The sequence below is a fragment of the Pseudomonas sp. MWU13-2862 genome (assembly GCF_023242495.1).
Classification (GTDB): domain Bacteria; phylum Pseudomonadota; class Gammaproteobacteria; order Pseudomonadales; family Pseudomonadaceae; genus Aquipseudomonas; species Aquipseudomonas gingeri_D.
On the sequence record NZ_JALMEZ010000014.1, the window covers coordinates 97,753 to 121,134 of the forward strand.

Annotated in this window: 22 protein-coding genes and 1 pseudogene; 14 read left to right on the plus strand and 9 right to left on the minus strand. The window is 61.8% G+C overall.

The window, feature by feature from the left end; translation table 11 throughout:
* Positions 1–21: 21 nt before the first annotated feature.
* The 3 genes and pseudogenes from M5C56_RS32500 to M5C56_RS23945 all read left to right on the plus strand — a co-directional run.
* Positions 22–99: pseudogene (locus tag M5C56_RS32500) on the plus strand (outer membrane lipoprotein carrier protein LolA); the annotation flags it as partial.
* Between the two features lie 47 nt (positions 100–146).
* Positions 147–1,061 (plus strand): alpha/beta hydrolase, encoded by a 915-nt coding sequence (locus tag M5C56_RS23940; protein ID WP_103497419.1) that lies wholly within the window; start codon positions 147–149, stop codon positions 1,059–1,061.
* Complete coding sequence (locus tag M5C56_RS23945; RefSeq protein ID WP_103497418.1) at positions 1,058–1,384, plus strand: hypothetical protein; 327 nt, start codon at positions 1,058–1,060, stop codon at positions 1,382–1,384. The genes M5C56_RS23940 and M5C56_RS23945 overlap by 4 nt, the downstream gene beginning before the upstream one ends.
* 62 nt (positions 1,385–1,446) lie before the next feature.
* On the opposite strand, the gene M5C56_RS23950 is transcribed toward M5C56_RS23945, so the two are convergent.
* The 3 genes from M5C56_RS23950 to M5C56_RS23960 form a co-directional block, all read right to left on the minus strand.
* Positions 1,447–2,238, minus strand: coding sequence for an OmpA family protein (locus M5C56_RS23950; RefSeq protein ID WP_103497417.1), 792 nt, complete (start codon positions 2,236–2,238; stop codon positions 1,447–1,449).
* 62 nt (positions 2,239–2,300) lie between these two features.
* Positions 2,301–2,723, minus strand: a complete 423-nt coding sequence (locus M5C56_RS23955; RefSeq protein WP_103497416.1) for a DUF4398 domain-containing protein — start codon at positions 2,721–2,723, stop codon at positions 2,301–2,303.
* 414 nt (positions 2,724–3,137) lie between these two features.
* Complete coding sequence (locus M5C56_RS23960) at positions 3,138–3,479, minus strand: pilin assembly protein (RefSeq protein ID WP_100942392.1); 342 nt, start codon at positions 3,477–3,479, stop codon at positions 3,138–3,140.
* Between the two features lie 204 nt (positions 3,480–3,683).
* On the opposite strand from M5C56_RS23960, the gene ppc reads away from it, so the two are divergent.
* The 6 genes from ppc to M5C56_RS23990 all read left to right on the plus strand — a co-directional run bounded on the left by ppc (position 3,684) and on the right by M5C56_RS23990 (position 10,283).
* The gene (gene ppc / locus M5C56_RS23965; protein WP_103497415.1) at positions 3,684–6,314 is read left to right on the plus strand and encodes a phosphoenolpyruvate carboxylase; all 2,631 of its coding nucleotides are present in this window, start codon (positions 3,684–3,686) and stop codon (positions 6,312–6,314) included.
* 284 nt (positions 6,315–6,598) lie between these two features.
* Positions 6,599–7,246 carry an adenylate kinase gene (gene adk / locus M5C56_RS23970; protein WP_103497414.1) on the plus strand — a complete coding sequence of 216 codons (648 nt, stop codon included), beginning with the start codon at positions 6,599–6,601 and terminating at the stop codon, positions 7,244–7,246.
* A 93-nt stretch (positions 7,247–7,339) separates the two neighbouring features.
* Positions 7,340–8,014, plus strand: coding sequence for a tRNA (adenosine(37)-N6)-threonylcarbamoyltransferase complex dimerization subunit type 1 TsaB (gene tsaB / locus M5C56_RS23975; protein ID WP_103497413.1), 675 nt, complete (start codon positions 7,340–7,342; stop codon positions 8,012–8,014).
* Positions 8,015–8,236: 222 nt separating this feature from the next.
* Complete coding sequence (locus M5C56_RS23980; RefSeq protein ID WP_103497412.1) at positions 8,237–8,536, plus strand: hypothetical protein; 300 nt, start codon at positions 8,237–8,239, stop codon at positions 8,534–8,536.
* A gap of 13 nt (positions 8,537–8,549) precedes the next feature.
* Complete coding sequence (locus M5C56_RS23985) at positions 8,550–9,422, plus strand: DUF72 domain-containing protein (protein WP_103497411.1); 873 nt, start codon at positions 8,550–8,552, stop codon at positions 9,420–9,422.
* A 33-nt stretch (positions 9,423–9,455) separates the two neighbouring features.
* Positions 9,456–10,283 (plus strand): isocitrate lyase/phosphoenolpyruvate mutase family protein, encoded by an 828-nt coding sequence (locus tag M5C56_RS23990; protein ID WP_103497410.1) that lies wholly within the window; start codon positions 9,456–9,458, stop codon positions 10,281–10,283.
* An 8-nt stretch (positions 10,284–10,291) separates the two neighbouring features.
* On the opposite strand, the gene M5C56_RS23995 is transcribed toward M5C56_RS23990, so the two are convergent.
* Positions 10,292–10,906: an energy transducer TonB gene (locus M5C56_RS23995; protein WP_103497409.1), complete on the minus strand. Its 615-nt coding sequence runs from the start codon at positions 10,904–10,906 to the stop codon at positions 10,292–10,294.
* Between the two features lie 92 nt (positions 10,907–10,998).
* Here M5C56_RS23995 and M5C56_RS24000 point away from each other — a divergent pair, with 92 nt between their 5' ends.
* Positions 10,999–11,781, plus strand: coding sequence for a class I SAM-dependent methyltransferase (locus M5C56_RS24000; protein ID WP_103497420.1), 783 nt, complete (start codon positions 10,999–11,001; stop codon positions 11,779–11,781).
* Positions 11,782–11,937: 156 nt separating this feature from the next.
* Here the strand turns inward: M5C56_RS24000 and M5C56_RS24005 are convergent, their stop codons facing one another.
* Positions 11,938–12,573 (minus strand): TetR/AcrR family transcriptional regulator, encoded by a 636-nt coding sequence (locus M5C56_RS24005; RefSeq protein WP_103497408.1) that lies wholly within the window; start codon positions 12,571–12,573, stop codon positions 11,938–11,940.
* A gap of 93 nt (positions 12,574–12,666) precedes the next feature.
* Between M5C56_RS24005 and M5C56_RS24010 the strand changes: the two genes are divergently transcribed.
* The 3 genes from M5C56_RS24010 (at position 12,667) to M5C56_RS24020 (ending at position 18,318) form a co-directional block, all read left to right on the plus strand.
* Positions 12,667–13,767 carry an efflux RND transporter periplasmic adaptor subunit gene (locus M5C56_RS24010; protein ID WP_103497407.1) on the plus strand — a complete coding sequence of 367 codons (1,101 nt, stop codon included), beginning with the start codon at positions 12,667–12,669 and terminating at the stop codon, positions 13,765–13,767.
* 6 nt (positions 13,768–13,773) lie between these two features.
* Complete coding sequence (locus M5C56_RS24015) at positions 13,774–16,839, plus strand: efflux RND transporter permease subunit (RefSeq protein ID WP_103497406.1); 3,066 nt, start codon at positions 13,774–13,776, stop codon at positions 16,837–16,839.
* Between the two features lie 114 nt (positions 16,840–16,953).
* Positions 16,954–18,318: a Fic family protein gene (locus M5C56_RS24020; RefSeq protein ID WP_103497405.1), complete on the plus strand. Its 1,365-nt coding sequence runs from the start codon at positions 16,954–16,956 to the stop codon at positions 18,316–18,318.
* Between the two features lie 66 nt (positions 18,319–18,384).
* On the opposite strand, the gene M5C56_RS24025 is transcribed toward M5C56_RS24020, so the two are convergent.
* The 3 genes from M5C56_RS24025 to plsB form a co-directional block, all read right to left on the minus strand.
* Entirely contained in the window at positions 18,385–19,074 is a 690-nt protein-coding gene (locus M5C56_RS24025; protein WP_103497404.1) for a DUF4197 domain-containing protein, read from the minus strand.
* A gap of 122 nt (positions 19,075–19,196) precedes the next feature.
* A complete protein-coding gene (locus M5C56_RS24030) occupies positions 19,197–19,817 on the minus strand; it encodes a hypothetical protein (protein WP_103497403.1) in 621 nt (206 codons plus the stop codon).
* 126 nt (positions 19,818–19,943) lie between these two features.
* On the minus strand, positions 19,944–22,451 hold the full coding sequence (gene plsB, locus M5C56_RS24035; protein ID WP_103497402.1) for a glycerol-3-phosphate 1-O-acyltransferase PlsB: 2,508 nt from the start codon (positions 22,449–22,451) through the stop codon (positions 19,944–19,946).
* Positions 22,452–22,697: 246 nt separating this feature from the next.
* Here plsB and M5C56_RS24040 point away from each other — a divergent pair, with 246 nt between their 5' ends.
* Complete coding sequence (locus M5C56_RS24040) at positions 22,698–22,907, plus strand: cold-shock protein (RefSeq protein ID WP_100942406.1); 210 nt, start codon at positions 22,698–22,700, stop codon at positions 22,905–22,907.
* Between the two features lie 48 nt (positions 22,908–22,955).
* On the opposite strand, the gene M5C56_RS24045 is transcribed toward M5C56_RS24040, so the two are convergent.
* The gene (locus M5C56_RS24045) at positions 22,956–23,333 is read right to left on the minus strand and encodes a hypothetical protein (RefSeq protein WP_100942407.1); all 378 of its coding nucleotides are present in this window, start codon (positions 23,331–23,333) and stop codon (positions 22,956–22,958) included.
* Positions 23,334–23,382: the final 49 nt, after the last annotated feature.

The following is a 23,382-nucleotide window of genomic DNA, read 5'->3' on the forward strand; positions in this document are numbered from 1 at the left end:
GTAGGAGCGAGCTTGCTCGCGATGGTCGTCAACGATAACGCGGGGCATCTGGTGCCCCGAGGTGCCTGTGCCTCCATCGCGAGCAAGCTCGCTCCTACAGGTGAGGGTTGGCGACATTTCTCCTTATCTAGCGAGGCTTCAAACGGATGAGAATCCTCGGCATGCTCTGCCTGCTGCTGACCCTGGGCGGTTGTAGCTCCCTGCTGTTCTACCCCGATCGCGGCCTGCCGTTCACTCCCGCTAAAGCGCACCTCGAATACCGCGATGTCACCCTGACCACCGCCGACGGCGTGCGCTTGCGCGCCTGGTGGCTGCCGGTCAAGGCCGGCGTGGCGGTCAAGGGCACGGTGCTGCATTTGCATGGCAACGGCGGCAATCTGTCCGGGCATCTGGGCGGCAGCTGGTGGTTGCCGGAGCAGGGTTACCAGGTATTGATGCTCGATTATCGCGGTTATGGCGTGTCCGAAGGCGAACCGAGCCTGCCGGCGGTCTACCAGGATATCGATGCGGCGTTCGACTGGCTGCAAAAGGCCCCGCAAGTCCAGGGCAAACCCCTGGTGGTCCTGGGGCAGAGCCTGGGCGGGTCGCTGGTGGTGCATTACCTGGTGGAGCGCCATCCCGAATACCAGTCGCGGCTCAAGGCCCTGGTACTTGATGGCGCGCCGGCCAGCTACCGTTCGGTGGGGCGTGATGCCCTTGCGTCGTCCTGGCTGACCTGGCCCCTGCAAATCCCCTTGTCCTGGCTGGTCCCCGATGGCGACAGCGCGATCAAGGCCATGCCGCGCCTGACCGGGGTGCCGAAACTGATTTTCCACAGCCTCGACGACCCGGTCGTGCCGCTGGTCAATGGCATCCAGCTGTATCAGGCGGCGCCACCGCCGCGGGTGCTGCAATTGACCCGTGGCGGCCATGTGCAGACCTTCGGCGACCCGACCTGGCGCCTGGTGATGCTGCGTTACCTCGACGACCCGCAGCACTTCAACGGCCTGCGCCGCCTGGGCGAGATCCCGAATTATCCGCCTGTCCCGAATTCGAATGTTGAACCAGAGAGTCCGCAATGACTGAAGAACGTAACGCCATTCCCCTGATCCTCACCGGTATCTGCAGCATCATCGGTACGGTCGCGTGCCTGTGGTACTACGGTTACCTGCATTTCGCCAAACCGGAGGATGCGCTGCTGCTGAACGAGTTCACCATGCTCAAGACGGTGCCCGGGGAGGATTACAAGATCTCGCTGGAACCGGCGGCGCAAACCGCGCAGTGCATTGACGGGGTGCTGGTGCTGTTCGACACCGAACAGAAGGGCTTGACCGGCGTACTGGTGAACAGCCAGAAGCAGGCGGTGCGCTGCATGGGGCAGGAAACGCCGACGTTGGTGCAGTAGGTTTTTCCAGAGGCCGGACGTGAAAAAACCGCCTGATTGAATCAGGCGGTTTTTTTAACCTGTCAGTTGGCGCTGCTGATGGACGAGCGCGGGGCCACGGGTTGGTTGTCGTTGGAAATGGTCACTTCCACGCGACGGTTCATGGCGCGGCCGGAAACGCTGCCGTTATCCGCTACCGGGTATTCCTGGCCATAACCCTGGGTCACGATACGCGACGGGTCGACGCCCATCTTGATCAGTGCCACTTGCACCGAGGTGGCGCGGCGCTCGGACAGGCTCTGGTTGTAACCCGAACCGCCGGTGCTGTCGGTGTAACCCTCGATGATCACCTTGCGATCAGGGTTTTCCTGGAGGAACTGCGCCAGTTTGTTGATGTTGACCAGGCCGGAGGATTTCAGGTCGGCCTTGTTGGTGGCGAACAGCACGTCACCGAAGGTCACCAGGGTGCCCCGCTCGGTCTGCTTGGCGTTGAGGCTTTCCTGCAGCTGTTTGATCTGCTGGTCACGGGCGTCCAGGCGGGCCTGGGCCCGCTGGGCGGCCGCGTTTTTCAGGTTGGCTTCGGCGGTGCGCAGGGCGATGGTCTGCTTCGCCACTTCAACCCGCTGGTTGGTCAGGTAAGCCAGCTGGTCGACGGTTTCGACCTTTTCATGGTCCTGGTAGGCCTTGTTGGTCTTGTCCAGGTAGTCGCTGGCGTCCTTGGTTTCCAGGGCGGCGACCTTGCTTGCTTGCGGGTTTGCTTGCAGGCCGGAGAAGTTGGTACGGGCCTGCTCCAGGTTGGCATTGGGCTGCGACGAGCAGGCGGCCAGGCCGACACTGAGGGCCAGGAGGGCGGGGATCATCAATTGTTTACGCATAATGGTTCATCCTTTTTAGGGTTCAAGCTTCAGGGAAAGCAGGCGTCAAGCGGGGCCGATGCTTACTGCACCGGTTGCACGGAGCGCTGGCTTTCCTGGCGCAGTTCCTGAACACCTTTCTGTGAGTCCTTCACGGCCAGCTCGGCCTTGGCGGCCTGGGCCTTGCGTTCGGCGACGCGGGCATCCCATTCAGCCTGTTCGGACAGGCGACGGGCTTCGTCATACTTTTTATCGTGCATGGCCATTTCAGCTTGTTTGAGCTTGTCCTGGGCCGACTTCATTTCCACCGCTGCGTATTCGGTGCCGCCGGCACTGACGGCGCTATTGACCGCCGATTGGGTCACGGCGTACTGCTCGGTCGGCGGGTTACCGGCGCAACCGGCCAGAAGCAGGCTGCTGCCGAGTACCAGCGCGGCCAGTTTCAGTCCGCGCAGGGGGGTAAACGACGATTGGACAGTGTGGGTCTTCATGATCTTCAACTCCATTGGATAGCTCCTGAATGACGTCATCGTCCATCACGGTTCCGGGAGCTTGTCGCGCCGTGTCCGGTAGGGGTTCCGGGAGCGTTTTAACTGCAACTGCTCCGGTGATGGCTACTGGGTGTGACCCAAGGCTTTTTTGAATAGTTCAGGAAAAGATGGCCCATTGCTCGAAAAAAATCTGACCGAGTAGTCAGTACGAAAAGTCTGAACTTTCGCGGTGTTTGGGGGTATCGGATGGAGGGAGTGGAGGAGGGAGAACGGTTTTTTGAATACACCGCTGAACCTGTAGGAGCAGGGCTTGCCCGCGAAGCTTTTAGCGGCCTCAAGGGCCTCTTCGCGGGCAAGCCCTGCTCCTACAGGTCCGTGTTGGCCCCTCAAGGAACAGGGTGCTATCCGCAAGGGGAATCGCGTCAGGCTTTAATGTTTCGGTTTGTCCTGGGACGCCAGGTCATGCAGATGTCGTCGCGACAGCGAGAGAAAACGCGGTGTCGGCCCGACGTCCTCATAAAGGGGGTCGCCTTCTTCGTCAGTGGCCACCACCTGTGAGCCCTGGATGTAGGGGAAACTGGCTTCCAGTTCCTCCAGCGCCGCACCGACCAACTCGCCGAGCAGTTCTTCCGGGCGCCGTTTGGGGTACATGTCGATCACCGCCGCCAGTCGCGCCGCAGCTTCCACATCCAGATGAATGACATAGCCGGTGTCGGTCAACCGACCCTTGGCGTTTTCTTCCCAGTGCTGGGCAAGCTCGCGGATTTTCATATCGACCTCAATTCGCACCCGTTGATAGCGGGTATTGATGAGTGACCGGCCTGTACCGGCGATAAAGCCTTCGTGAGGCTTATTATCAGACTAGTTCTATGTGACGAGGTTCAGTGGGGATTTTTGCCAGGCTTGTAAGCGTTCGCCGCGCTGGTGCACTCTTGAGCCTGTGAGCCATCTCAGCGTCCCCCGGAGAGTCTGTCGATGTCCGATATTGATGTACGTTTGCGTGAAGACGTCCACCTGTTAGGTGAACTGCTGGGCAATACCATCCGTGACCAGCACGGTGACGAATTCCTCGACAAGATCGAGCGTATCCGCAAGGGCGCCAAGGCCGACCGCAGCGGTTCGGCGAATGCCGAGCTCAGTGCCAGCCTCGACAGCCTTGGCGACGACGAGCTGCTGCCGGTGGCCCGGGCCTTCAACCAGTTTCTCAACCTGGCCAATATCGCCGAGCAATATCAGCTGATTCACCGCCGCGACGAGTCGCAGCCAGCGCCTTTCGAGTCGCGGGTGCTGCCGGAGTTGCTGGCGCGGCTGCTCGCCGAAGGCCATGGCGCCGAATCCCTGGCACGGCAACTGGGCCGCCTGGAGATCGAACTGGTGCTCACCGCGCACCCCACCGAGGTGGCGCGGCGGACCCTGATCCAGAAATACGATGCGATTGCCGCGCAATTGGCCGAGCAGGACCACCGCGACCTCACCGCTGCCGAACGCGAGCAGATCCGCCAGCGCTTGCAGCGACTGATCGCCGAAGCCTGGCACACCGAGGAAATCCGCCGGACCCGGCCGACCCCGGTGGACGAGGCCAAATGGGGCTTCGCGGTGATCGAGCATTCCCTCTGGCAGGCCATTCCGCACTACCTGCGCAAAGCCGACCGGGCGCTGTTCGCGGCCACCGGCTTGCACCTGCCCCTGGAAGCCGCGCCGATTCGATTTGCTTCCTGGATGGGCGGTGACCGTGACGGTAACCCCAATGTGACGGCCAAGGTCACCCGTGAGGTTCTGCTGCTGGCCCGCTGGATGGCGGCGGACCTCTATCTGCGTGATGTCGACCAGTTGGCCGCCGAGTTGTCGATGCAGCAGGCCAGCGAGGCCCTGCTTGCCCGCGCCGGTGAGAGCGCCGAACCTTACCGCGCCGTGCTCAAACAATTGCGTGAGCGGCTGCGGGCCACCCGCAATTGGGCCCAGGCCTCCCTCGCTACGACGCAACCGGCACCGGACGAAGTCCTGCAGAACAACCGCGAACTGCTCGAACCGTTGCAACTCTGCTACCAGTCCTTGCACGAGTGCGGCATGGGCGTGATTGCCGACGGCCCGTTGCTCGATTGCCTGCGCCGGGCGGTGACCTTCGGCCTGTTCCTGGTGCGCCTGGACGTGCGCCAGGACTCTTCCCGTCACGCCGCCGCCATGACCGAGATCACCGACTATCTAGGGCTGGGCCGTTACGAAGACTGGAATGAAGAAGATCGCCTGACCTTCCTGATGCGCGAGCTGGCCAATCGCCGCCCGCTGTTACCGGCCTATTTCAAACCTTCCGCGGACACCGCCGAAGTGCTGGCGACCTGCCGGGAAGTCGCTGCGGCGCCGGCCGCCTCCCTCGGATCCTACGTCATCTCCATGGCCGGTGCCGCCTCCGATGTGCTGGCGGTGCAGTTGCTCCTCAAGGAGTCCGGCGTGCTGCGGCCGATGCGCGTGGTGCCGTTGTTCGAAACCCTGGCCGACCTGGATAACGCCGGTCCCGTGATGGAGCGGCTGTTGCTGCTGCCGGGCTATCGCGCGCGCCTGCAAGGTCCGCAGGAAGTGATGATCGGCTACTCCGATTCGGCCAAGGACGCTGGCACCACGGCGGCGGCCTGGGCGCAGTATCGGGCCCAGGAACGGCTGGTGGAGATCTGTCGCGAGCAGCAGGTCGAACTGCTGTTGTTCCATGGTCGTGGCGGCACCGTCGGCCGTGGCGGCGGTCCGGCCCACGAGGCCATCCTGTCGCAGCCGCCGGGTTCGGTGGCGGGGCGTTTCCGCACCACCGAGCAGGGCGAAATGATTCGTTTCAAGTTCGGCCTGCCGGACATCGCCGAACAGAATCTCAACCTCTACCTGGCCGCCGTGCTCGAAGCCACCTTGCTGCCGCCGCCGCCGCCGCAACCGGCCTGGCGTAAATTGATGGATGAATTGGCCGCGGACGGTGTCAGTGCCTACCGCGCCGAGGTGCGCGACAATCCGCAGTTCGTCGAGTATTTCCGCCAATCCACCCCGGAACAGGAGCTTGGGCGCCTGCCGTTGGGCAGCCGTCCGGCCAAGCGCCGCGCCGGCGGAATCGAAAGCTTGCGGGCGATTCCGTGGATTTTCGGTTGGACCCAGACGCGCCTGATGTTGCCCGCCTGGCTCGGCTGGGAAGCGGCGCTGCGCAAGGCACTGGCACGGGGTGAAGGCGAGCTGTTGGCGCAGATGCGTGAGCAATGGCCGTTTTTCCGCACCCGTATCGACATGCTGGAAATGGTCCTGGCCAAGGCCGACAGCGATATCGCCCGCTCCTATGACGAACGTCTGGTGGATGCCGAACTACTGCCATTGGGTGTGCACTTACGCGACCTATTGTCGCAGGCGTGCGCGGTGGTACTGGGTTTGACCGGCCAGTCGCAACTGCTGGCCCATAGCCCTGAGACCCTGGAGTTCATTCGTCTGCGCAACACCTACCTGGACCCGCTGCACCGGTTGCAGGCCGAGCTGCTGGCTCGTTCGCGGCGCAAGGAAACGGCCCAGGACAGCCCTCTGGAACAGGCTTTGCTGGTGTCTGTGGCGGGGATTGCCGCCGGGCTGCGCAATACTGGCTAAGGTGTGTGGGAAGAGTTGCCCTATGTAATGGGACAAAAGCGACCGTCCAGTCAGGGGCGGTCGTTTTTGTGTGGCGGCGCTTTATTGGCGGGGGCGACCCGGCATAGCAGGTTTCAGCGCTTGTGCAGGCATGAGTGACTGCGACTTTCGGCGGCTTGTGTGGCTCCGGTCGGCTGTGTATCTTGATCAGCCTTTGGCCGTTTTGCGGCCATGACCCTATTTTTGAGATTGGCCCCACGAGGCGAATCCGAGCGTTTCTAAATAAAAAATTGAGGAGCACATCGATGCGCGTCATTCTGCTGGGAGCTCCCGGGGCCGGTAAAGGTACTCAGGCTAAGTTCATCACCGAGAAATTCGGCATCCCGCAAATCTCCACTGGCGACATGCTGCGCGCCGCGGTCAAGGCCGGCACCGAGCTGGGCCTCAAGGCCAAGGGCATCATGGACGCCGGCGGGCTGGTCTCCGACGACCTGATCATCGCGTTGGTCAAGGACCGTATCGCCCAGGCCGACTGCGCCAAGGGTTTCCTGTTCGACGGTTTCCCGCGCACCATTCCCCAGGCGGAAGCCCTGGTGGATGCCGGTGTCGAGCTGGACTACGTGGTCGAGATCGCCGTCGATGACGAAGAGATCGTCCAGCGCATCGCCGGCCGTCGTGTTCACGAGGCTTCCGGGCGCGTCTACCACACCGTCTACAACCCGCCGAAAGTCGAAGGCAAGGACGACCTGACCGGGGACGACCTGGTCCAGCGCAAGGACGACACCGAAGAAACCGTGCGTCATCGCCTGTCGGTCTACCACTCCCAGACCAAGCCGCTGGTGGATTTCTACCAGAATCTCTCGGCCGCCCAGGGCAAACCGAAGTACAGCCATATCGCCGGTGTCGGCTCCGTGGAATCGATCACCAGCAAGGTGCTTGAAGCCCTGAGCTGATCGCTGTAGCTGCTATGTGTACAACAGCCCGCTTGCGGGCTGTTGTTGTTTATACTGTTGCACTTTTTTCATTTCGACCTGACGGATACATCGATGAGCACCTTGCTGGCCCTGGACACCGCGACTGAAGCCTGCTCCGTCGCCTTGCTGCATGACGGCAAGGTGACGAGCCACTACGAGGTGATTCCGCGCCTGCATGCGCAAAAGCTCCTGCCGATGATCCAGCAGTTGCTGGCCGACGCGGGTATCAGCCTGTCGGCGGTGGATGCGATTGCTTTTGGCCGTGGTCCCGGGGCTTTTACCGGGGTGCGGATTGCCATCGGTGTGGTTCAGGGGCTGGCGTTTGCCCTGGAGCGTCCGGTGTTGCCGGTGTCGAACCTGGCAGTGCTGGCGCAGCGGGCCTTTCGCGAGCGCGGTGTGCGCCAGGTGGCCGCGGCCATCGATGCGCGGATGGACGAGGTGTATTGGGGCTGCTATCGCGAAGAAGCCGGGGAAATGCGTCTGGCCGGGGTCGAGGCGGTGCTGGCTCCGCAACTGGCGGCCTTGCCGGACGATGCCGCTGGCGAGTGGTTCGGCGCGGGCACGGGTTGGGGTTATGGTGAGCGGATCAACGTTGCACTGACAGGCCAGGATGCCAGCCTGCTGCCCCACGCCGAGGATCTGTTGAGCCTGGCGCGTTTTGCCTGGGCGCGCGGCGAAGCCATTCCGGCCGACGAGGCCCAGCCGGTTTACCTGCGCGACAAGGTGGCAACGCCCAAGGCCCGTTGACGCCGGGCGGCAACTGATAAAATTCAGGCTAAACTGAACGTTAAACCGATCACCCGAAAAAACGCCCAGATAGTCAAAAATGTGCCGTTCGTCATGTTTTCCCCACCCAGGCACCAGGGTGTGAAAACCTTTTTCAGGTTCTGTGGTCCAGTTATCACTCGGGCAATAGCTAAGTGCGGTGCGTGCTGCTAAATTGCCATCATCGACACCGAGCATGCCCCAATGCGTATAGACGGCGTTTCCTCACAGTCCTACCCCATCAAGCGCAAACCGCGCAAAGGCAGCGTCGTGGTCGACGACGAGGCCGATGTCTCGGAGGGCGATAGCGAGGATCTCTCCGAGGTGGCCGCCCGCGCCGAAGCGGCCGGTAGCCGCCTGGCCAACCTGCCGGCCCGTCCGCAGGACATGATCTTCCATCGCGCCATGAGCAAAAGCGTCGCCAACGCCCTGGCCAGCTACCTGACCACCGCCGGTTTCGTCGAGTGGGACATGGAAGTGTTGGGGCTCGACCTGCATATCTGATTTAATCGGGTCGATGACTGATCCTGTCCTGCTGCCTTATTTCCTCGGTTGCCCCTCCTGGAGCGAAAACGCCTGGCGCGAGTACCTGTACCCGCCCACCGCGCGCACGAGCGATTTTCTCGACCTGTACGCCCAGGTGTTCAACGCCGTCGAAGGCAACACCACCTTCTACGCACGGCCCGCGTCCGCCACGGTAGAACGCTGGGCGCAGACCATGCCCGCACACTTTCGCTTCACCGCCAAGTTTCCTCGGGATATCAGCCATGGCGGTGATCTGCGTGAGCAGGTCCAGGCGGCTGAAGACTTCCTGCAACTGCTCAAGCCGCTGGGACCGCGGGTGGCGCCGCTGTGGCTGCAATTGCCGGCCAGTTTTGCGCCGCAGCGCCTGGCCGAGCTGGTCGGGTTTATCGACGCGCTGGAGCGCCCGTTGGCGATTGAAGTCCGTCATCGTGATTTCTTCGCCAAGGGCGACGCCGAGCGGATGCTCAACCGCCTGCTGCTGGACCGGGGTGTCGAACGGATCTGCCTCGATCCACGGGCGCTGTTCAGTTGCACTTCCACCGATGCCTCGGTGCTGCACGCCCAGTCGAAAAAGCCCAAGGTGCCACCACGGCCGGCAGCGTTCACGCTGTTTCCGCAGGTGCGTTTTATCGGGCACCCGGAACTGGAGGCCAATGAGCCTTTCCTGACGCCCTGGGTCGAAAAGGTCGCCGGCTGGATCGAGGAGGGGCGCACGCCCTACGTGTTTCTGCATACCTCCGACAACCGCCTCGCACCGGCGCTGGCGCAACGTTTCCATGCTCGGCTGATGGAGCGTCTGCCTGGCTTGCCGGCGCTGCCTGAGCTATACAGAGGGCCCGCCACGGAGCAACTCGGCTTGCTCTGAGGGCATCACACTCTCTTTGCCAGGAGTCGACCCATGGATGCGCAAACCCTTCGAGCCCAAGCCTTCAAGGCCCTGCACGAACGTGACGGAGCCTTTGTGATTCCCAATCCCTGGGATGCCGGTTCGGCAAAAATGCTCGCCGCACTGGGCTTCGAGGCGTTGGCCACCACCAGCGCGGGCCTGGCGTTTTCCCTTGGACGTCCGGATGCGGAAGGGGCCAACTCGCTGAACGATACGCTGGAAAACGCGCGGAGCATTGTCCTGGCCACGACGCTGCCGGTGGCGGCCGATCTGGAAAATGGTTTTGCCCACAGCCCCGCCGGGTGTGCCGAGGCGATTTTGCGGGCGGCCGAAGCCGGCTTGGTGGGGGGCTCGATCGAAGACGCCAGTGGTCATGCCGAGGACCCCATCTATGAATTCAACCACGCGGTAGAACGGGTCGAGGCCGCGGTTGCCGCGGCCCGCAGCCTGTCGTTCCCCTTCATGCTCACGGCGCGGGCGGAGAACCTGCTGCACGGGCGCCAGGATCTGCCGGATACGATTCGCCGTTTGCAGGCGTTCGCCGAGGCCGGTGCCGACGTGCTATATGCGCCAGGCCTGCGCACGCGTGAGGAGATCCAGGCGGTGGTCAAGGCCGTGGCGCCCAAGCCGGTAAATGTATTGATGTCGGGCGGGGTCAACCTGTCGGTGACCGAGTTGGGCGAACTGGGAGTCAAGCGCATCAGTGTCGGTTCGGCGTTGGCCCGGGCGGCGTACGGCGCCTTCTATCGGGCGGCCGAGGAGATGCGTGGGCAGGGGACGTTCAGCGCGCTGGATCAGGCCATGCCCTTTGCGCGGATCAATCAGATGTTCAAGAACTAGGTAAACACTCAGGCCGCGAGGCGCAGGTTCTGTGCCACCAGCGGACGGGCCCAGTTCAGGTCGTAGTCCATGGCTTTCTGCTGCTTGACCAGGGTTTCTTCGTCGAACGGCACATGCGGCTCCAGCAGATCCAGCTCGAACTCGGCAATCGGCAGGTGCAGCGGACGCGCTTGCGGCGCGGGGCCCGGTGCTGGCAGCGGCTGGCCGGCGTTGAGGACGATAGGGCGAACCCAGCCGCTTTCGAAATCCTGCTGTTTCTGTTGCGCGACAACTTCTTCCGGCGGGTAAGGCACGGGCCGCTTCAGCAGGTCCAGATCGAATTCGGCAATCGGCAGGAACAGCGGCTCCGGCGGACGGACCGGGGTGTCCTTTACGTCACACTGGCGCTGGTCAACGATCTGCGCCAGCAGCTCGGCACCGGCGGTGGGCTCCACCGGGCCGTCGACCGGCAGTTGTGCCTGGACATTCTTTGCATCCGCCGCGTCCCCGACCTGTTCGGCCAGCGCCCGGGCAAAGAAATCTTGCCACAGGTGACTGACACCGCTCAGTGCCTGGGAATTGCGCAGGCCATAATTGTCGACGGGCGACAGATAACCTATGGATGTAGTGCGAATGTCTGACATGGCTCTCGAGTGACGCTCAGGTCTGGCAAAATGCTGGATAATGTTTTTATCGGCAGCTTTTGCCGATCATTAAATTTTTGAGCGTGTTTTTCATGAGTGAGCAGCAAGCACCGGTCCGTATCAGAGTCGAGGCCCTGGCCGAAGGGTTGCAATCCCGGGCCGAAGCCTGGGCCGAACGCCTCGGTTTGCCGTTGCAGGAAGCCGAAGCGGAGTTCGCTTTGCAGGTGTCGGAGCAGGGGTTGCAGTTGCAGCAACTGGGACCTGAGGCGCCTGGACCGGTCCGGGTGGACTTTGTCGAAGGCGGCGCGGCGCACCGGCGTCTGTATGGCGGCGGCAGCGGGCAGATGATCGCCAAGGCCGTGGGCATTCAACCGGGCGTACGGCCGCGGGTGCTGGACGCCACTGCTGGCTTGGGCAAGGATGCGTTCGTGCTGGCGAGCCTGGGCTGCGAGATGAGCCTGATCGAGCGCCAGCCGCTGATTGGCGCCTTGCTCGAGGATGGCCTGGCCCGTGGGTTGGAAGATTTCGACGTGGCGCCGATTGTTTCGCGCATGCACTTGCTCAAGGGCAATTCGATCGAGGTGATGCGCAATTGGGAAGGCGAGGCGCCCCAGGTGATCTACCTGGACCCGATGTTTCCTCACCGTGAGAAAACCGCCCTGGTGAAGAAGGAAATGCGCCTGTTCCGCCCGTTGGTGGGCGATGACCCGGATGCGCCGGCATTGCTGGAGGCGGCACTGGCCCTGGCGACCCATCGGGTGGTGGTCAAGCGCCCGCGCAAGGCGCCGTGTATCGACGGGCCGAAACCGAGCCATGGCCTGGACGGCAAGTCGAGTCGCTATGACATCTACCCGAAGAAAGCCCTGAAGCCTTGAAAGCAGGCTTGGCGTGACGGTTTGGGCGATCTTGAGGGCCTCATCGCGAGCAAGCTTGCTCCTACAGGATTTGTGTCGTGAGCACCGTCTATGCAGTACGCAAAACTTGTAGGAGCAAGCTTGCTCGCGATAGCGGTCTGACAGGCGCCCGAGTGCTCAAGGCCGGTAGGCGCGCATGAACAACCCCACCACCTCGCGCACATGGGCTTCGCCCTCGGCCTCGCTCGGCGGCTCGCCGCAGCCGTAGAGCAGGCGGAAGTTCGCCGCGCCCTTGAGCAGGCAGAAGAAGTGCTCGGCGGCGTAGTGCGGCTTGTCGATCACCAGGGCACCGCCCTGGTTGATCCGACTCAGCAGCCGCTCCATCTCCGTGAGCATGCGTTGGGGCCCGGCCTCGAAGAAGATCTGCGAGAGCTTCGGGTCCTGGCTGCCCAGGGCCATGATCAGCCGATGCAGGTTCACCGACTCGTCACTGTTGATCAGGTGATGAAAACCCCGGGCGATGTTCAGCAGAATGCTTTCCACCGGCACGCCTTCGGGCAGGGCGAAAAACAGCTCGGGCAGCTGTTCTGCGCATTTGGCCACCACGGCGGCGGAGAACAGTGTCTCCTTGTCGTTGAAATGGCTGTACACCGTCAGCTTTGAAACACCTGCTGCTGCAGCGACTGCGTCCATGCTGGTGCTGGCGTATCCATTACTCAGGAACAGATCTTTCGCCGCTTGCAGGATGGCCTGGCGTTTTGCCAGGTCCTTGGGGCGGCCGGGGCCGCTGGGCACTGAAAGATTGTCGGACATTTTCTTAGTTAATACTGGACTGGTGAGTTTGGTATTAATACCATACTGGCCAGTATAAATATTCTGAGCACCACTAGCGAAAGGTCCTACACCATGCTCCGCTATGTCATGCCCCTTGCGTTGCCCGTCAGTTTAGCCCTTTTCCTGGCCGGCTGTGGTCATGAAGAGCCGGCCCAGGTCAGCGTTCGTCCCGCGATGGTGGTGCAGCCACAGCCTTCGGCCCAGGCCATGGACAGTTATCCTGGTGAAGTGCGGGCGCGTTTCGAGCCCGACCTGGCCTTTCGTATCGGTGGCAAGGTCAGCCGACGACTGGTGGAGGAGGGCGAGCGGGTCAAGGCCAACCAGCCCCTGGCGGAGCTCGACCCGCAGGACGTGCGCCTGCAACTGGAAGCGACCCGTGCCCAGGTCGCGGCCGCCGAGGCCAACCTGAACCTGGTGCGCTCCGAGCGTGATCGCTACAAGACCCTGCTCGACCGACAGATGGTCAGCCGCTCGCAGTACGACAATGCGGAAAACCTCTACCGCTCCGGTGAAGCCCGCCTCAAGCAGATCAAGGCCGAGTTCGACGTGTCCAGCAACCAGGCCGGTTATGCCGTGTTGCGTGCGCCCCAGGACGGTGTAGTCGCCAAGCGCCTGGTGGAAGTCGGCCAGGTGGTCGCCGCCGGCCAGACGGTCTTTACCCTGGCCGCCGACGGCGAGCGTGAAGTGCTGATCAGCTTCCCGGAGCAGGCTTTCGGACGGTTCAAGATCGGCCAGGATGTGGCCGTGGAACTCTGGTCGCAGCCGGACCAGCGTTTCAACGGGCGGATCCGCGAGTTGTCGCCGGCCGCCGACCCCAAGTCGCGGACCTTCGCCGCCCGTATCGCCTTCAGCGCCGGCAAGGTGCCGGCTGAGTTGGGACAGAGCGCCCGGGTGTTTATCCAGGCCGCCGGTGTGGTGCCGTTGTCGGTGCCGCTGTCGGCGGTGACCGCGGAAAACGGTGCGACCTATGTCTGGCGGGTCCAGGCGGACAACACCCTCAAACGGACCCCGGTGCGGGTCGGTGCCTTTGGCGAAAAGACCGTGCCGGTGTTCGAAGGCCTTTCGGCCAGCGATTGGGTGGTGGCGGCCGGTGTGCATGTGCTCCATGACGGCGACCTGGTTCGCCCGGTGGATCGCTCCAACCGCGTGGTCAATCTGGCGACCAAGGAGTAGTCCCCGATGGGTTTCAATCTTTCCGAATGGGCGTTGCGTAATCGCCAGATCGTACTGTTCCTGATGATTCTGCTCGCGCTGGTCGGAGCCTTGTCCTACACCAAGCTGGGGCAGAGCGAAGACCCGCCGTTCACCTTCAAGGCCATGGTCATCAAGACCAACTGGCCGGGGGCCACGGCCCAGGAAGTCTCGCGGCAAGTCACCGAACGCATTGAAAAGAAGCTGATGGAGACCGGCGAGTACGAGAAAATCATCTCCTTCTCCCGGCCAGGGGAATCCCAGGTGACCTTCATGGCCCGGGACTCGATGCATTCCTCGGAGGTTCCCGACCTCTGGTACCAGGTCCGCAAGAAGATCGGCGATATCCGCCAGACCTTGCCGCCGGATATCCAGGGGCCGTTTTTCAACGATGAGTTCGGCACCACCTTCGGCAATATCTACGCCCTGACCGGCGAGGGTTTCGACTACGCCGTGCTCAAGGACTACGCCGACCGTATCCAGATCCAGTTGCAGCGGGTCAAGGACGTGGGCAAGGTCGATCTGCTCGGTCTGCAGGACGAAAAGGTCTGGATCGAACTCTCCAACGTCAAGCTGGCGACCCTTGGCCTGCCGCTGAGTGCGGTGCAGCAGGCCCTGCAGGAGCAGAATGCGGTGTCCACCGCCGGCTTCTTCGAGACCCCGACCGAGCGTGTGCAACTGCGGGTCAGCGGTAACTTCAAGACCGTCGACGAGATCAAGAACTTCCCGATCCGCGTCGGTGACCGCACCTTCCGTATCAGCGATGTCGCCGAGGTGCACCGTGGCTTCAACGATCCACCGGCACCGCGCATGCGCTTCATGGGCGAAGACGCGATCGGCCTGGCGGTGGCGATGAACGAGGGCGGCGATATCCTGGTGCTGGGCAAGGCACTGGAGATCGAGTTCGCGCGTATCCAGAAAAACCTGCCGGCGGGGATGAAACTGAGCAAGGTCTCCGACCAGCCGGCGGCAGTGAAGACCGGCGTCGGTGAGTTCGTCCAGGTGCTGGTGGAAGCCCTGGTCATTGTGTTGCTGGTGAGTTTCTTCTCCCTGGGTGTGCGCACCGGGATGGTAGTGGCGCTGGCGATTCCGCTGGTGCTGGCGATGACCTTTGCCGCCATGTACTACCTGGGCATCGGCCTGCACAAGATCTCTCTCGGCGCGCTGGTACTGGCCCTCGGCTTGCTGGTGGATGACGCAATCATTGCCGTGGAGATGATGGCGATCAAGATGGAGCAGGGCTTCGACCGCCTCAAGGCGGCGAGTTTTGCCTGGACCAGCACGGCGTTCCCGATGCTCACCGGCACCCTGATCACCGCCGCCGGTTTCCTGCCGATTGCCACCGCGCAGTCGGGCACCGGCGAATACACCCGCTCGATTTTCCAGGTGGTGACCCTGGCCCTGCTGGCGTCGTGGATCGCGGCGGTGGTGTTCGTACCTTACCTGGGGGAAAAGCTGCTGCCGGACCTGGCGAAGATCCACGCCGCCAAGCATGGCAGCGAACAACCGGACCCTTATGGCACACCGTTTTACCAGCGTGTCAGGCGCATGGTGGAGTGGTGCGTACGCCGTCGTAAAACCGTGATCGTGCTGACTGTCGCGCTGTTTATCGGCTCGTTGCTGCTGTTCCGCTTTGTGCCGCAGCAGTTCTTCCCGGCCTCGGGGCGGCTGGAGCTGATGGTCGACCTGAAGTTGGCCGAAGGCGCGTCCCTGAACAACACCACCGAACAGGTTGCGCGTCTGGAAGCCCTGCTCAAGGATCATCCCGGTATCGACAACTATGTCGCCTATATCGGTACCGGTTCGCCGCGTTTCTACCTGCCGCTGGACCAGCAATTGCCGGCCACCAGCTTTGCCCAGTTCGTCGTGCTGGCCAAGAGCATCGAGGATCGGGAAGTGCTGCGCACCTGGCTGATCAAGGTCCTCGACGAGCAGTTCGCCGATGTGCGCGGACGCGTGACACGCCTGGAGAACGGACCGCCCGTGGGTTATCCGGTGCAGTTCCGGGTGACCGGCGAGCATATCGAAGTGGTCCGTGCCCTGGCGCGCAAGGTGGCGGCCAAGGTCCGTGAGAATCCGCACGTGACCAATGTGCACCTGGACTGGGAAGAGCCGAGCAAGGTGGTCTACCTGAACGTCGATCAGGATCGGGCCCGGGCGCTGGGGGTGAGTACTTCGAACCTGTCGCGCTTCCTGCAATTGTCGCTGACCGGTTCGACCGTCAGCCAGTACCGCGAGGACAACGAGTTGATCGAAATCCTCATGCGCGGCACTGTCCAGGAACGCAACCAGTTGTCGGCATTGCCTAGCCTGGCGGTACCGACGGACAACGGCACCAGCGTGGCGCTGTCGCAGATCGCGACCCTGGAGTACGGTTTCGAGGAAGGCATTATCTGGCACCGCAACCGCTTGCCGACCGTGACGATCCGCGCCGACATCTACGGCCAGGAGCAGCCCCTGAGCCTGGTCAAGCAGATCATGCCGACCCTGGATCCGGTTCGCGCCGAGTTGCCGGACGGCTACCTGCTGGAGGTCGGTGGTACCGTGGAGGATTCGGAGCGCGGCCAGGCCTCGGTGAATGCCGGCGTGCCACTGTTCATAGTGGTGGTACTGACCTTGTTGATGCTGCAACTGCGCAGCTTCTCGCGGGTGGCGCTGGTGTTCCTCACCGCGCCGCTGGGGCTGATCGGGGTGACCCTGTTCCTGCTGGTGTTCCGCCAACCGTTCGGTTTTGTCGCGATGCTCGGGACCATTGCCCTGTCGGGGATGATCATGCGCAACTCGGTGATCCTGGTGGACCAGATCGAACAGGATATCCGCGCGGGCATGTCGCAATGGCAGGCAATTATCGAAGCGACGGTGCGGCGTTTCCGCCCCATCGTGCTGACCGCCCTGGCGGCGGTGCTGGCGATGATCCCGCTGTCGCGCAGCGTGTTCTACGGACCGATGGCCGTGGCGATCATGGGCGGTTTGATCGTGGCGACGGCCTTGACCCTGCTGTTCCTGCCGGCACTGTATGCGGGGTGGTTCAGGGTGAAGAAGGTCGAAGCCTAGGTACGTCATCAACCCACTCGTCAGGTGGGTTGATGTCTCATTTTTTCTGCTTATTGAGATAGCAGCGATTTTCTGCTGTACTCCTGTCTCAGAAATGAAAATTTTGAGACAGTGATGATCAAGCCGCCGCCAGAGACTCTGAATGAAGTTTTCAGCTTGATTCAGAGTGAACCCTATAAAAATCATATATCGGACTATATGGGGTTGCATAAGCCACTGGATGACAAAGGACGCTATTTGCCCTTTGAAGAGCTGCGCCATCGTTTTCCGAAACATCTTGATACGATCGTTTGCTGGAGTATTGTGAAGTCGGCGAGGGCGGATCAGTATTCAAAAATCCTGCCTGTTGGAGAGCCTACGACTTGGTGCAATTATATTTTAACGCCCGTCGCCCAAAAAACGATTTCCACCGTGGATATCAATGCAACCACCGCGGCATTGAAATATATGACGGGCGCCATAGGTGAGCAAGCGCACTTTAATTATCTATTGAATGATCTCATTGAAGATGAGGCGATCAGCAGCAGCCAGTTGGAAGGCGCCTCTACCACGACGTTGGTAGCAAAAGATATGCTGAAGCGCAGTCGGAAGCCGCGTACGCCCGACGAAAAAATGATTATTGGCAATTTCAAACTCATGAATTTTGCCTGGGAGATGAAGGCGGAGCCACTGAGCGTCGAGCTGATTTTGGCGATGCATAGAATCGGTGTTGAAGATATCGATGACAGTAAATACTCCCCCGGCAGATTTAGAGAAACCGATGAGGTCGTCGTACAGGACGGGGAGGGTAACGTCGTTCACACGCCCCCCCCGGCTGAGGGCATTGTTCAAAGGCTTGAGACGCTTTCTGAGTGGATTAATATCCGCCATGACGATGGGCCGGGTGGTGGCTATATCCATCCTTTGGTCAAAGCCATTGCTCTTCACTTTGCATTAGGCTATGAACACCCCTTCAGAGACGGTAATGGGCGTGTTGCCAGAGCGCTTTTCTATTGGTTCATGTTTAAAAGTGACTACGGTGCATTTCGCTACGTATCGATCAGTGTCTTGCTGAAAAAAGCGGCGGTTCAATACGGCCATTCGTATCTTTATGCAGAAACGGATGAGTTGGATATTACCTATTTTGTTGATTGCCAATGTTCTATTGTCATGCGTGCGGTCAATGAGCTGAAAACGGCCTATGAGAGGAGTGTTCGGGAGGCTGAGGACTTTAATCGGTGGCTGTGGGATTCCGGGCTGTATAAGCAGTTCAGTGAAAAACAGAAAATCATTTTCCAAGTAGCCAAAAGTGGCAAGGCGAAGCATTTTACTGCCGTCAATGTAAAAGAGAATCTTGACTGTTCTTATAATACTGCCAGCGCGGCCTTGAATGGATTGGTTGATCTGAAGGTGTTCAGCAAAAAGAAGGAGGGGCGCGAGTGGGTCTTTTCGATGGTCGATAAAACTGAAATTCAGAAAGTCTGGCGTGCGGAAACTTGATTTCTTGATGAGCGGAGTAGAGCTTGTCCAAGTCGTCTTGAATCAGACAAGCACCTACCGAAAACGTCAGAGCGCGCCAAACACCTTCTTCGCCAGGCTGGTGGCCGCCGCCGCCGGGTTGGCGCGGATGTCTTCTTCCTTCTGGGCGATCATCTTGAACAGGCCGTCCAGGGCTTTTTCCGTTACGTAGCCTTCAACGTTGGCACTCTTGGCATCGAGTACTCCGAGGGTCGCCGCCTGCCCGGCGAACGAGTTGTATTGCTTGGCCAGGCCCACCTTGTCGGTAGCCTCCTTGACGATCGGCAGGAACTTGGCGCGAATCTGCTCACGGCTGGTCTTGTCCAGGTACTGGGTCGCCGAATCCTTGCCACCGGTGAGGATGCCCTTGGCATCGGTCACGGTCATTTTCTTCACGGCGTCCACCAGCAACGCCTGGGCCTGTGGCATGGCGGCTTCCGCCGCCTTGTTCATGCTGGCTTCCAGTTGATCGACCTGGGCGCCCATGCCGAACTGCTTCATCTTGCTGGCGACCTTGCCGAGGCTGCCCGGCAGTTCGATCTTCACCGCAGGGTTGTTGCTGAAACCACCCGGCTTGCCGAGGTTGGTCACGGCGGCGACGGCACCCTGGGCCAGCGCGTCCTTGAGGCCGCCGGAGGCTTCACCCTGGGAGAGGCTGCCCAGGGACAAGGCCAGGGCGTTGACGGAAATCAGCAGGCCTGCGCAGAGGCCGACCAGACGAAGGGAGGGACGGAGCATGGAAGCTTCCTTGTTGGGATCAGTGGGGAAATCCGTGGCGCCAGGAGAAACCTGGCGCCAGCCAGTAAGAATCTAACGGATTTATCGGCAAACACCAGTTTTCTACAGGTGTTGCCTGCCACTCAGGCGCTGAGGATCAGGCTCTGGGGTTTCTCTTTCAGCAGTACGACGCTGCGCGGAATGGGCTTCATGGTGAATTTACGGCGGCTGCCGAAGGTGCCCTGGGTCTCGTAGATCTGGCCCGGCTTGACCTTTTTCACGTCGTAGCGCAGGTAGCGCGGGATCGAGCCCTTGAAGAAGGTGATTTCCTCGCTGAGGACATGCACCGGAATACCCGGTTCGGTCTGGGCCACCAGCCTCAGGGTAGCCAGGGTGTTGTCCTGCGTGCCGATCATCGGCACCAGCGCCGCGCTGAGGTACAGGTACCCCGGTGGGCTCAGGTGAAAGGTTTCTTCCTGGTTGTCCCGGCGCCAGCGGAAGCTGTATTTGATGTCCGGCAGCAGCGAGGTGCCGGCGACACTCAGGTCGATGTCGATCTCGACCTTGCAGTTACGCTTGAGGTCCGCCGGCAGTTCGAAGGTAAAGCGCCACGGCGACTGGTCGGGTAGTTGCGCACTGGTCCAGGTTCCCAGCAGGGTGTCGCTGCAGCGGTTGCGCAGGGTGATACGGGTTTCGGCCTTGGCCGGGATCCTGTAGTCCGGTGGAAAGTGGAAAACAGCGGTCACGACGTTTTTTGCGGTCATCTCGATGTCCTTATCGAACGCGTCAAAGGCAACGCAAGATTGAGTCTACACGGGCCTTTGCGCTTGAAAACCGGCGGAGAAGCATCCTTGCTGCTTTACCGAATGGTCTGATGTGGGTGGTTCGTCTTATCCTACGTCAGAACCCGACTCGGGGTTCTGTTCGGCGGCATCTTCGCTGCGATGCAGGGCCACCTGGCGAATCGACAGGCGGATTTCCGCTGGCAGTACCCGTTTCGCCGCGCCCTCGGCCAGCTCGCCGAGCAGTTCGTGATAACCCAGTTTGCCGGCCGCGTCGCGGCGCAGTACATCGAGGTCGAGCAGGGTCTGGATAAAGTGGCGGAACAGGCTCTTGTCGAAGAATTCCGGGGCGTTCAGGCCATGGAGAATCGACAGGCGCTGGGCCATGACCGTACAGAGGTCTTCCAGCTCCTCGGCACTGATGCTGTGCTGGCCGCTATTGAGCAGCAGCGAGATGGCCATGTAGAACCGTTGCAGGGTCTGGGCGATGCTCCGCGACAGCAGGGTCAGCAGCACGAAGTGCCGCGAGCTCGGTGCCGGGCGCAGGTAGACGTCGTTCTCCAGGCGCAACAGGCCCTGTTCGACGAACGCCTCCAGCCATTGGTCGATCACCGCGTCCAGCTCGTCCAGTGACCAGCGGATAAACAGTTCCGCCTGCAGGTACGGATAGAGCGCGCGGCTGTAGCGCAGGATCTGTTCGCGGCTCATGCGCGAGGCGCTCTGGAAGAAGCTCGCCAGCAACGACGGCAGGGCGAAGATATGCAGCACGTTGTTGCGGTAATAGGTCATCAGGACGGCGTTCTGCTCGTCCAGATAGAGGATCTTGCCCAAGGCATCGCTTTGCTCGGCCAGCAGGTCCATGTCCTTGACGTGCTGGATCAGCGCGCGACCGTCGCCTTCCGGCAGGGTGGTGTGCGGCGAGTAGGGCACGCGGCGCAACAGCGCCAGGTAGAGGTCGAGGACCCGGGCCATGGCGCGGTCGTCGAGGGCCAGGCGGGTGGTCGAGAGCAGCGCCAGCGCCACCAGGTTCACCGGGTTGATCGCCGCGGCTTCGTTGAGGTGGCGGGCGACGCGCTCTCCCAGGCGGTTGGTGGTTTCATTGAGCCAGGCCGGGCGGAATTGCGGACCCAGTTCCTGGGCGCGCCAGTCCGGCTGTTCCTGATCGAGGAACTCGGCCAGCTTGATCGGCTCGCCGAAGTTGACCGCGACCTGGCCGAAGCGCTGCTTGAGTGCGCCGATGACCTTGAAGATGTCGAAGATCGATTCTTTCTTCTTGCTCGCGCCACGCAGTTCACCCAGGTAGGTGCGACCTTCGAGCACCCGCTCATAGCCGATATACACCGGGATGAAGACGATCGGCATGCGCGAGGAGCGCAGGAAGCTGCGCAGGGTGATGGCCAGCATGCCGGTCTTCGGCCGCAGCATGCGCCCGGTACGCGAGCGACCGCCTTCGACGAAGTACTCTACCGGGAAACCCTTGGTGAACAGGGTGTGCAGGTACTCGTTGAACACCGAGGTGTAGAGCGGGTTGCCCTTGAAGGTACGGCGCATGAAAAACGCCCCGCCGCGGCGCAGCAGGCTGCCGATCACCGGCATGTTGAGGTTGATCCCGGCGGCGATGTGCGGCGGGGTCAGGCCATTGCGAAACAGCAGGTACGACAGCAGCAGATAGTCGATATGGCTGCGATGGCAAGGCACGTAGATGACTTCATGGCCCTGGGCCACGGCCTGCACGCCTTCGATATGGTTGACCTTGATGCCGTCGTAGATCTTGTTCCAGAACCAGCTCAGCACCACTTCGAGGAAGCGGATGGCGGTGTAGGTGTAGTCCGAGGCGATCTCGTTGCCGTAGCGCAGGGCCTGGGCCTGGGCTTTTTCCACGGAGATGTTCTCGCGCTGGGCCTCCTCGAGGATCGCCTGGCGCACCATCGGCTCGTTGACCAGGCCCTTGACCAGGTTGCGCCGGTGCGAGATGTCCGGGCCGATCACCGCGGCCTTGAGGTTGCGCAGGTGTACCCGCAGGATCCGCTGGGCCATGCGCACGGTGCGCTCATGGCCCTTGTTGTGTTCGATCAGGCCGCGCAGGTGGATCGGCGCGGAAAACTGCACGCGGGTCTTGCGCCCGAGAATCAGGATGCTCATCAGGCGGCGCAGGCGACCGGTGACCGCCCAGCTGTCGGCGAACAGCAGTTTCCAGGGGCTCGATTCACTGTCCGGCGACTGGCCCCAGAACACGCTGACCGGGATGATCAGCGCATCTTCGGCGGGGTTCTCGCTCAAGGCGCTGACCAGGCGGGTCAAGGTCGGTGGCGCGCCGCGCTTGTCCTGGCGGCCGAGCCAGTCGGGCTCGGGGGTCAGGTAGAAGAACGCCGCAGGCTCCATGAGCGAACCCACCGACACCGGTAGCACCGGGCGCGGCAGGCCGGCCTTGGTGCATTCGCGGTCGACCACGGCCAGGTCGGTCAGCGAGGGCGATTGCAGGACGTAGAACACCGGCCGACTGCGGTCGAGGTCGAGAGTCAGCGACGATTGGTTGATCGTCTCCGAGCGCACCCACAGGTACAGGAGGCGGCGCAAGGTACCAAACACGAGACGGCGGAACGGGGAACGGGTCATACGGCTTCTGCAGGCAAATGGATTGAACCGAGCGTTTGCTCGGGGCGGCTAGTGTGCCGTATTCGTCAAAAATCGGCAAAAACGCGGCGAACTAATATTGATTGAGAGTTTTTTGACCTGTCTTATACTCGGTCGTTCGCCATGAACGGTAGGATTCATCCGCGCAGCACGATGTTCTGGCGATGCTGCAGGCGGGGCCCGTCGAGCCGGGCCCACCCCAACAATAACAAGACGGAGTACGGATTCATGGCAACTCGCGAGACGGGCAATGTGAAGTGGTTCAACGATGCCAAGGGCTACGGCTTTATTCTGCGCGAAGACGGAGCGGATGTGTTTGTGCACTACCGCGCGATTCGTGGCGAAGGCCACCGCTCCCTGGCCGAAGGGCAGCAGGTGGAGTACGCGGTGGTGGAAGGCCAGAAAGGCCTGCAGGCCGAGGATGTGGTCGGGCTGTGAGTGAGAGGGGCTTGCTGTGGCAAGCCCCCTGCCCGGAGTCAGTGAGCGTCAGGCCGTACGCCAGGTGATCTCTTCTTCGCCATCGGCGCTGATGCGGATCCAGCGATCGGCCGTCTCCTCGCCTTCTTCCTCGACCCAGCTGCCCGGGGCACAACGCACTTCCACGTTCAGCGCGGCAAAGGCCGCGCGGGCGCAGGCGATGTCGTCGTCCCACGGGGTCTGGTCGCTTTCCAGGTACAGGCTGTTCCACTTGCCCACGGCCTTGGGCAACCAGGTCACCGGCACGCTGCCGGCCTGGCACTTCCAGGTCTGGCCTTTCTGGACCCAGTCGCTGCAAGGCCCCAGGGCGGCGCCGAGCCAGGCGGCAACGGCCTTGTGATCGACGTCGTCGTCCTTGAGGTAAATCTCGATATCGGGCTGGCGCATGGAAATCCTCGCTGCGGTTGTTCGAAAAATCCATTCGCGGATTTTGCCG

What these genes read in the sequence shown, in the direction of transcription:
- M5C56_RS23950 (WP_103497417.1), bottom strand. Translation starts at nt 2,238, where the DNA reads ATGCGTAAACAATTGATGATCCCCGCCCTCCTGGCCCTCAGTGTCGGC.
- M5C56_RS23980 (WP_103497412.1), top strand. Translation starts at nt 8,237, where the DNA reads ATGCGTATAGACGGCGTTTCCTCACAGTCCTACCCCATCAAGCGCAAA.
- M5C56_RS23995 (WP_103497409.1), bottom strand. Translation starts at nt 10,906, where the DNA reads ATGTCAGACATTCGCACTACATCCATAGGTTATCTGTCGCCCGTCGAC.
- M5C56_RS23955 (WP_103497416.1), bottom strand. Translation starts at nt 2,723, where the DNA reads ATGGAGTTGAAGATCATGAAGACCCACACTGTCCAATCGTCGTTTACC.
- M5C56_RS23945 (WP_103497418.1), top strand. Translation starts at nt 1,058, where the DNA reads ATGACTGAAGAACGTAACGCCATTCCCCTGATCCTCACCGGTATCTGC.
- M5C56_RS23990 (WP_103497410.1), top strand. Translation starts at nt 9,456, where the DNA reads ATGGATGCGCAAACCCTTCGAGCCCAAGCCTTCAAGGCCCTGCACGAA.
- adk (WP_103497414.1), top strand. Translation starts at nt 6,599, where the DNA reads ATGCGCGTCATTCTGCTGGGAGCTCCCGGGGCCGGTAAAGGTACTCAG.
- M5C56_RS24030 (WP_103497403.1), bottom strand. Translation starts at nt 19,817, where the DNA reads ATGACCGCAAAAAACGTCGTGACCGCTGTTTTCCACTTTCCACCGGAC.
- M5C56_RS24040 (WP_100942406.1), top strand. Translation starts at nt 22,698, where the DNA reads ATGGCAACTCGCGAGACGGGCAATGTGAAGTGGTTCAACGATGCCAAG.
- M5C56_RS23960 (WP_100942392.1), bottom strand. Translation starts at nt 3,479, where the DNA reads ATGAAAATCCGCGAGCTTGCCCAGCACTGGGAAGAAAACGCCAAGGGT.
- M5C56_RS24045 (WP_100942407.1), bottom strand. Translation starts at nt 23,333, where the DNA reads ATGCGCCAGCCCGATATCGAGATTTACCTCAAGGACGACGACGTCGAT.
- tsaB (WP_103497413.1), top strand. Translation starts at nt 7,340, where the DNA reads ATGAGCACCTTGCTGGCCCTGGACACCGCGACTGAAGCCTGCTCCGTC.
- plsB (WP_103497402.1), bottom strand. Translation starts at nt 22,451, where the DNA reads ATGACCCGTTCCCCGTTCCGCCGTCTCGTGTTTGGTACCTTGCGCCGC.
- M5C56_RS24025 (WP_103497404.1), bottom strand. Translation starts at nt 19,074, where the DNA reads ATGCTCCGTCCCTCCCTTCGTCTGGTCGGCCTCTGCGCAGGCCTGCTG.
- M5C56_RS23985 (WP_103497411.1), top strand. Translation starts at nt 8,550, where the DNA reads ATGACTGATCCTGTCCTGCTGCCTTATTTCCTCGGTTGCCCCTCCTGG.
- M5C56_RS24005 (WP_103497408.1), bottom strand. Translation starts at nt 12,573, where the DNA reads ATGTCCGACAATCTTTCAGTGCCCAGCGGCCCCGGCCGCCCCAAGGAC.
- ppc (WP_103497415.1), top strand. Translation starts at nt 3,684, where the DNA reads ATGTCCGATATTGATGTACGTTTGCGTGAAGACGTCCACCTGTTAGGT.
- M5C56_RS24020 (WP_103497405.1), top strand. Translation starts at nt 16,954, where the DNA reads ATGATCAAGCCGCCGCCAGAGACTCTGAATGAAGTTTTCAGCTTGATT.
- M5C56_RS24000 (WP_103497420.1), top strand. Translation starts at nt 10,999, where the DNA reads ATGAGTGAGCAGCAAGCACCGGTCCGTATCAGAGTCGAGGCCCTGGCC.
- M5C56_RS24010 (WP_103497407.1), top strand. Translation starts at nt 12,667, where the DNA reads ATGCTCCGCTATGTCATGCCCCTTGCGTTGCCCGTCAGTTTAGCCCTT.
- M5C56_RS24015 (WP_103497406.1), top strand. Translation starts at nt 13,774, where the DNA reads ATGGGTTTCAATCTTTCCGAATGGGCGTTGCGTAATCGCCAGATCGTA.
- M5C56_RS23940 (WP_103497419.1), top strand. Translation starts at nt 147, where the DNA reads ATGAGAATCCTCGGCATGCTCTGCCTGCTGCTGACCCTGGGCGGTTGT.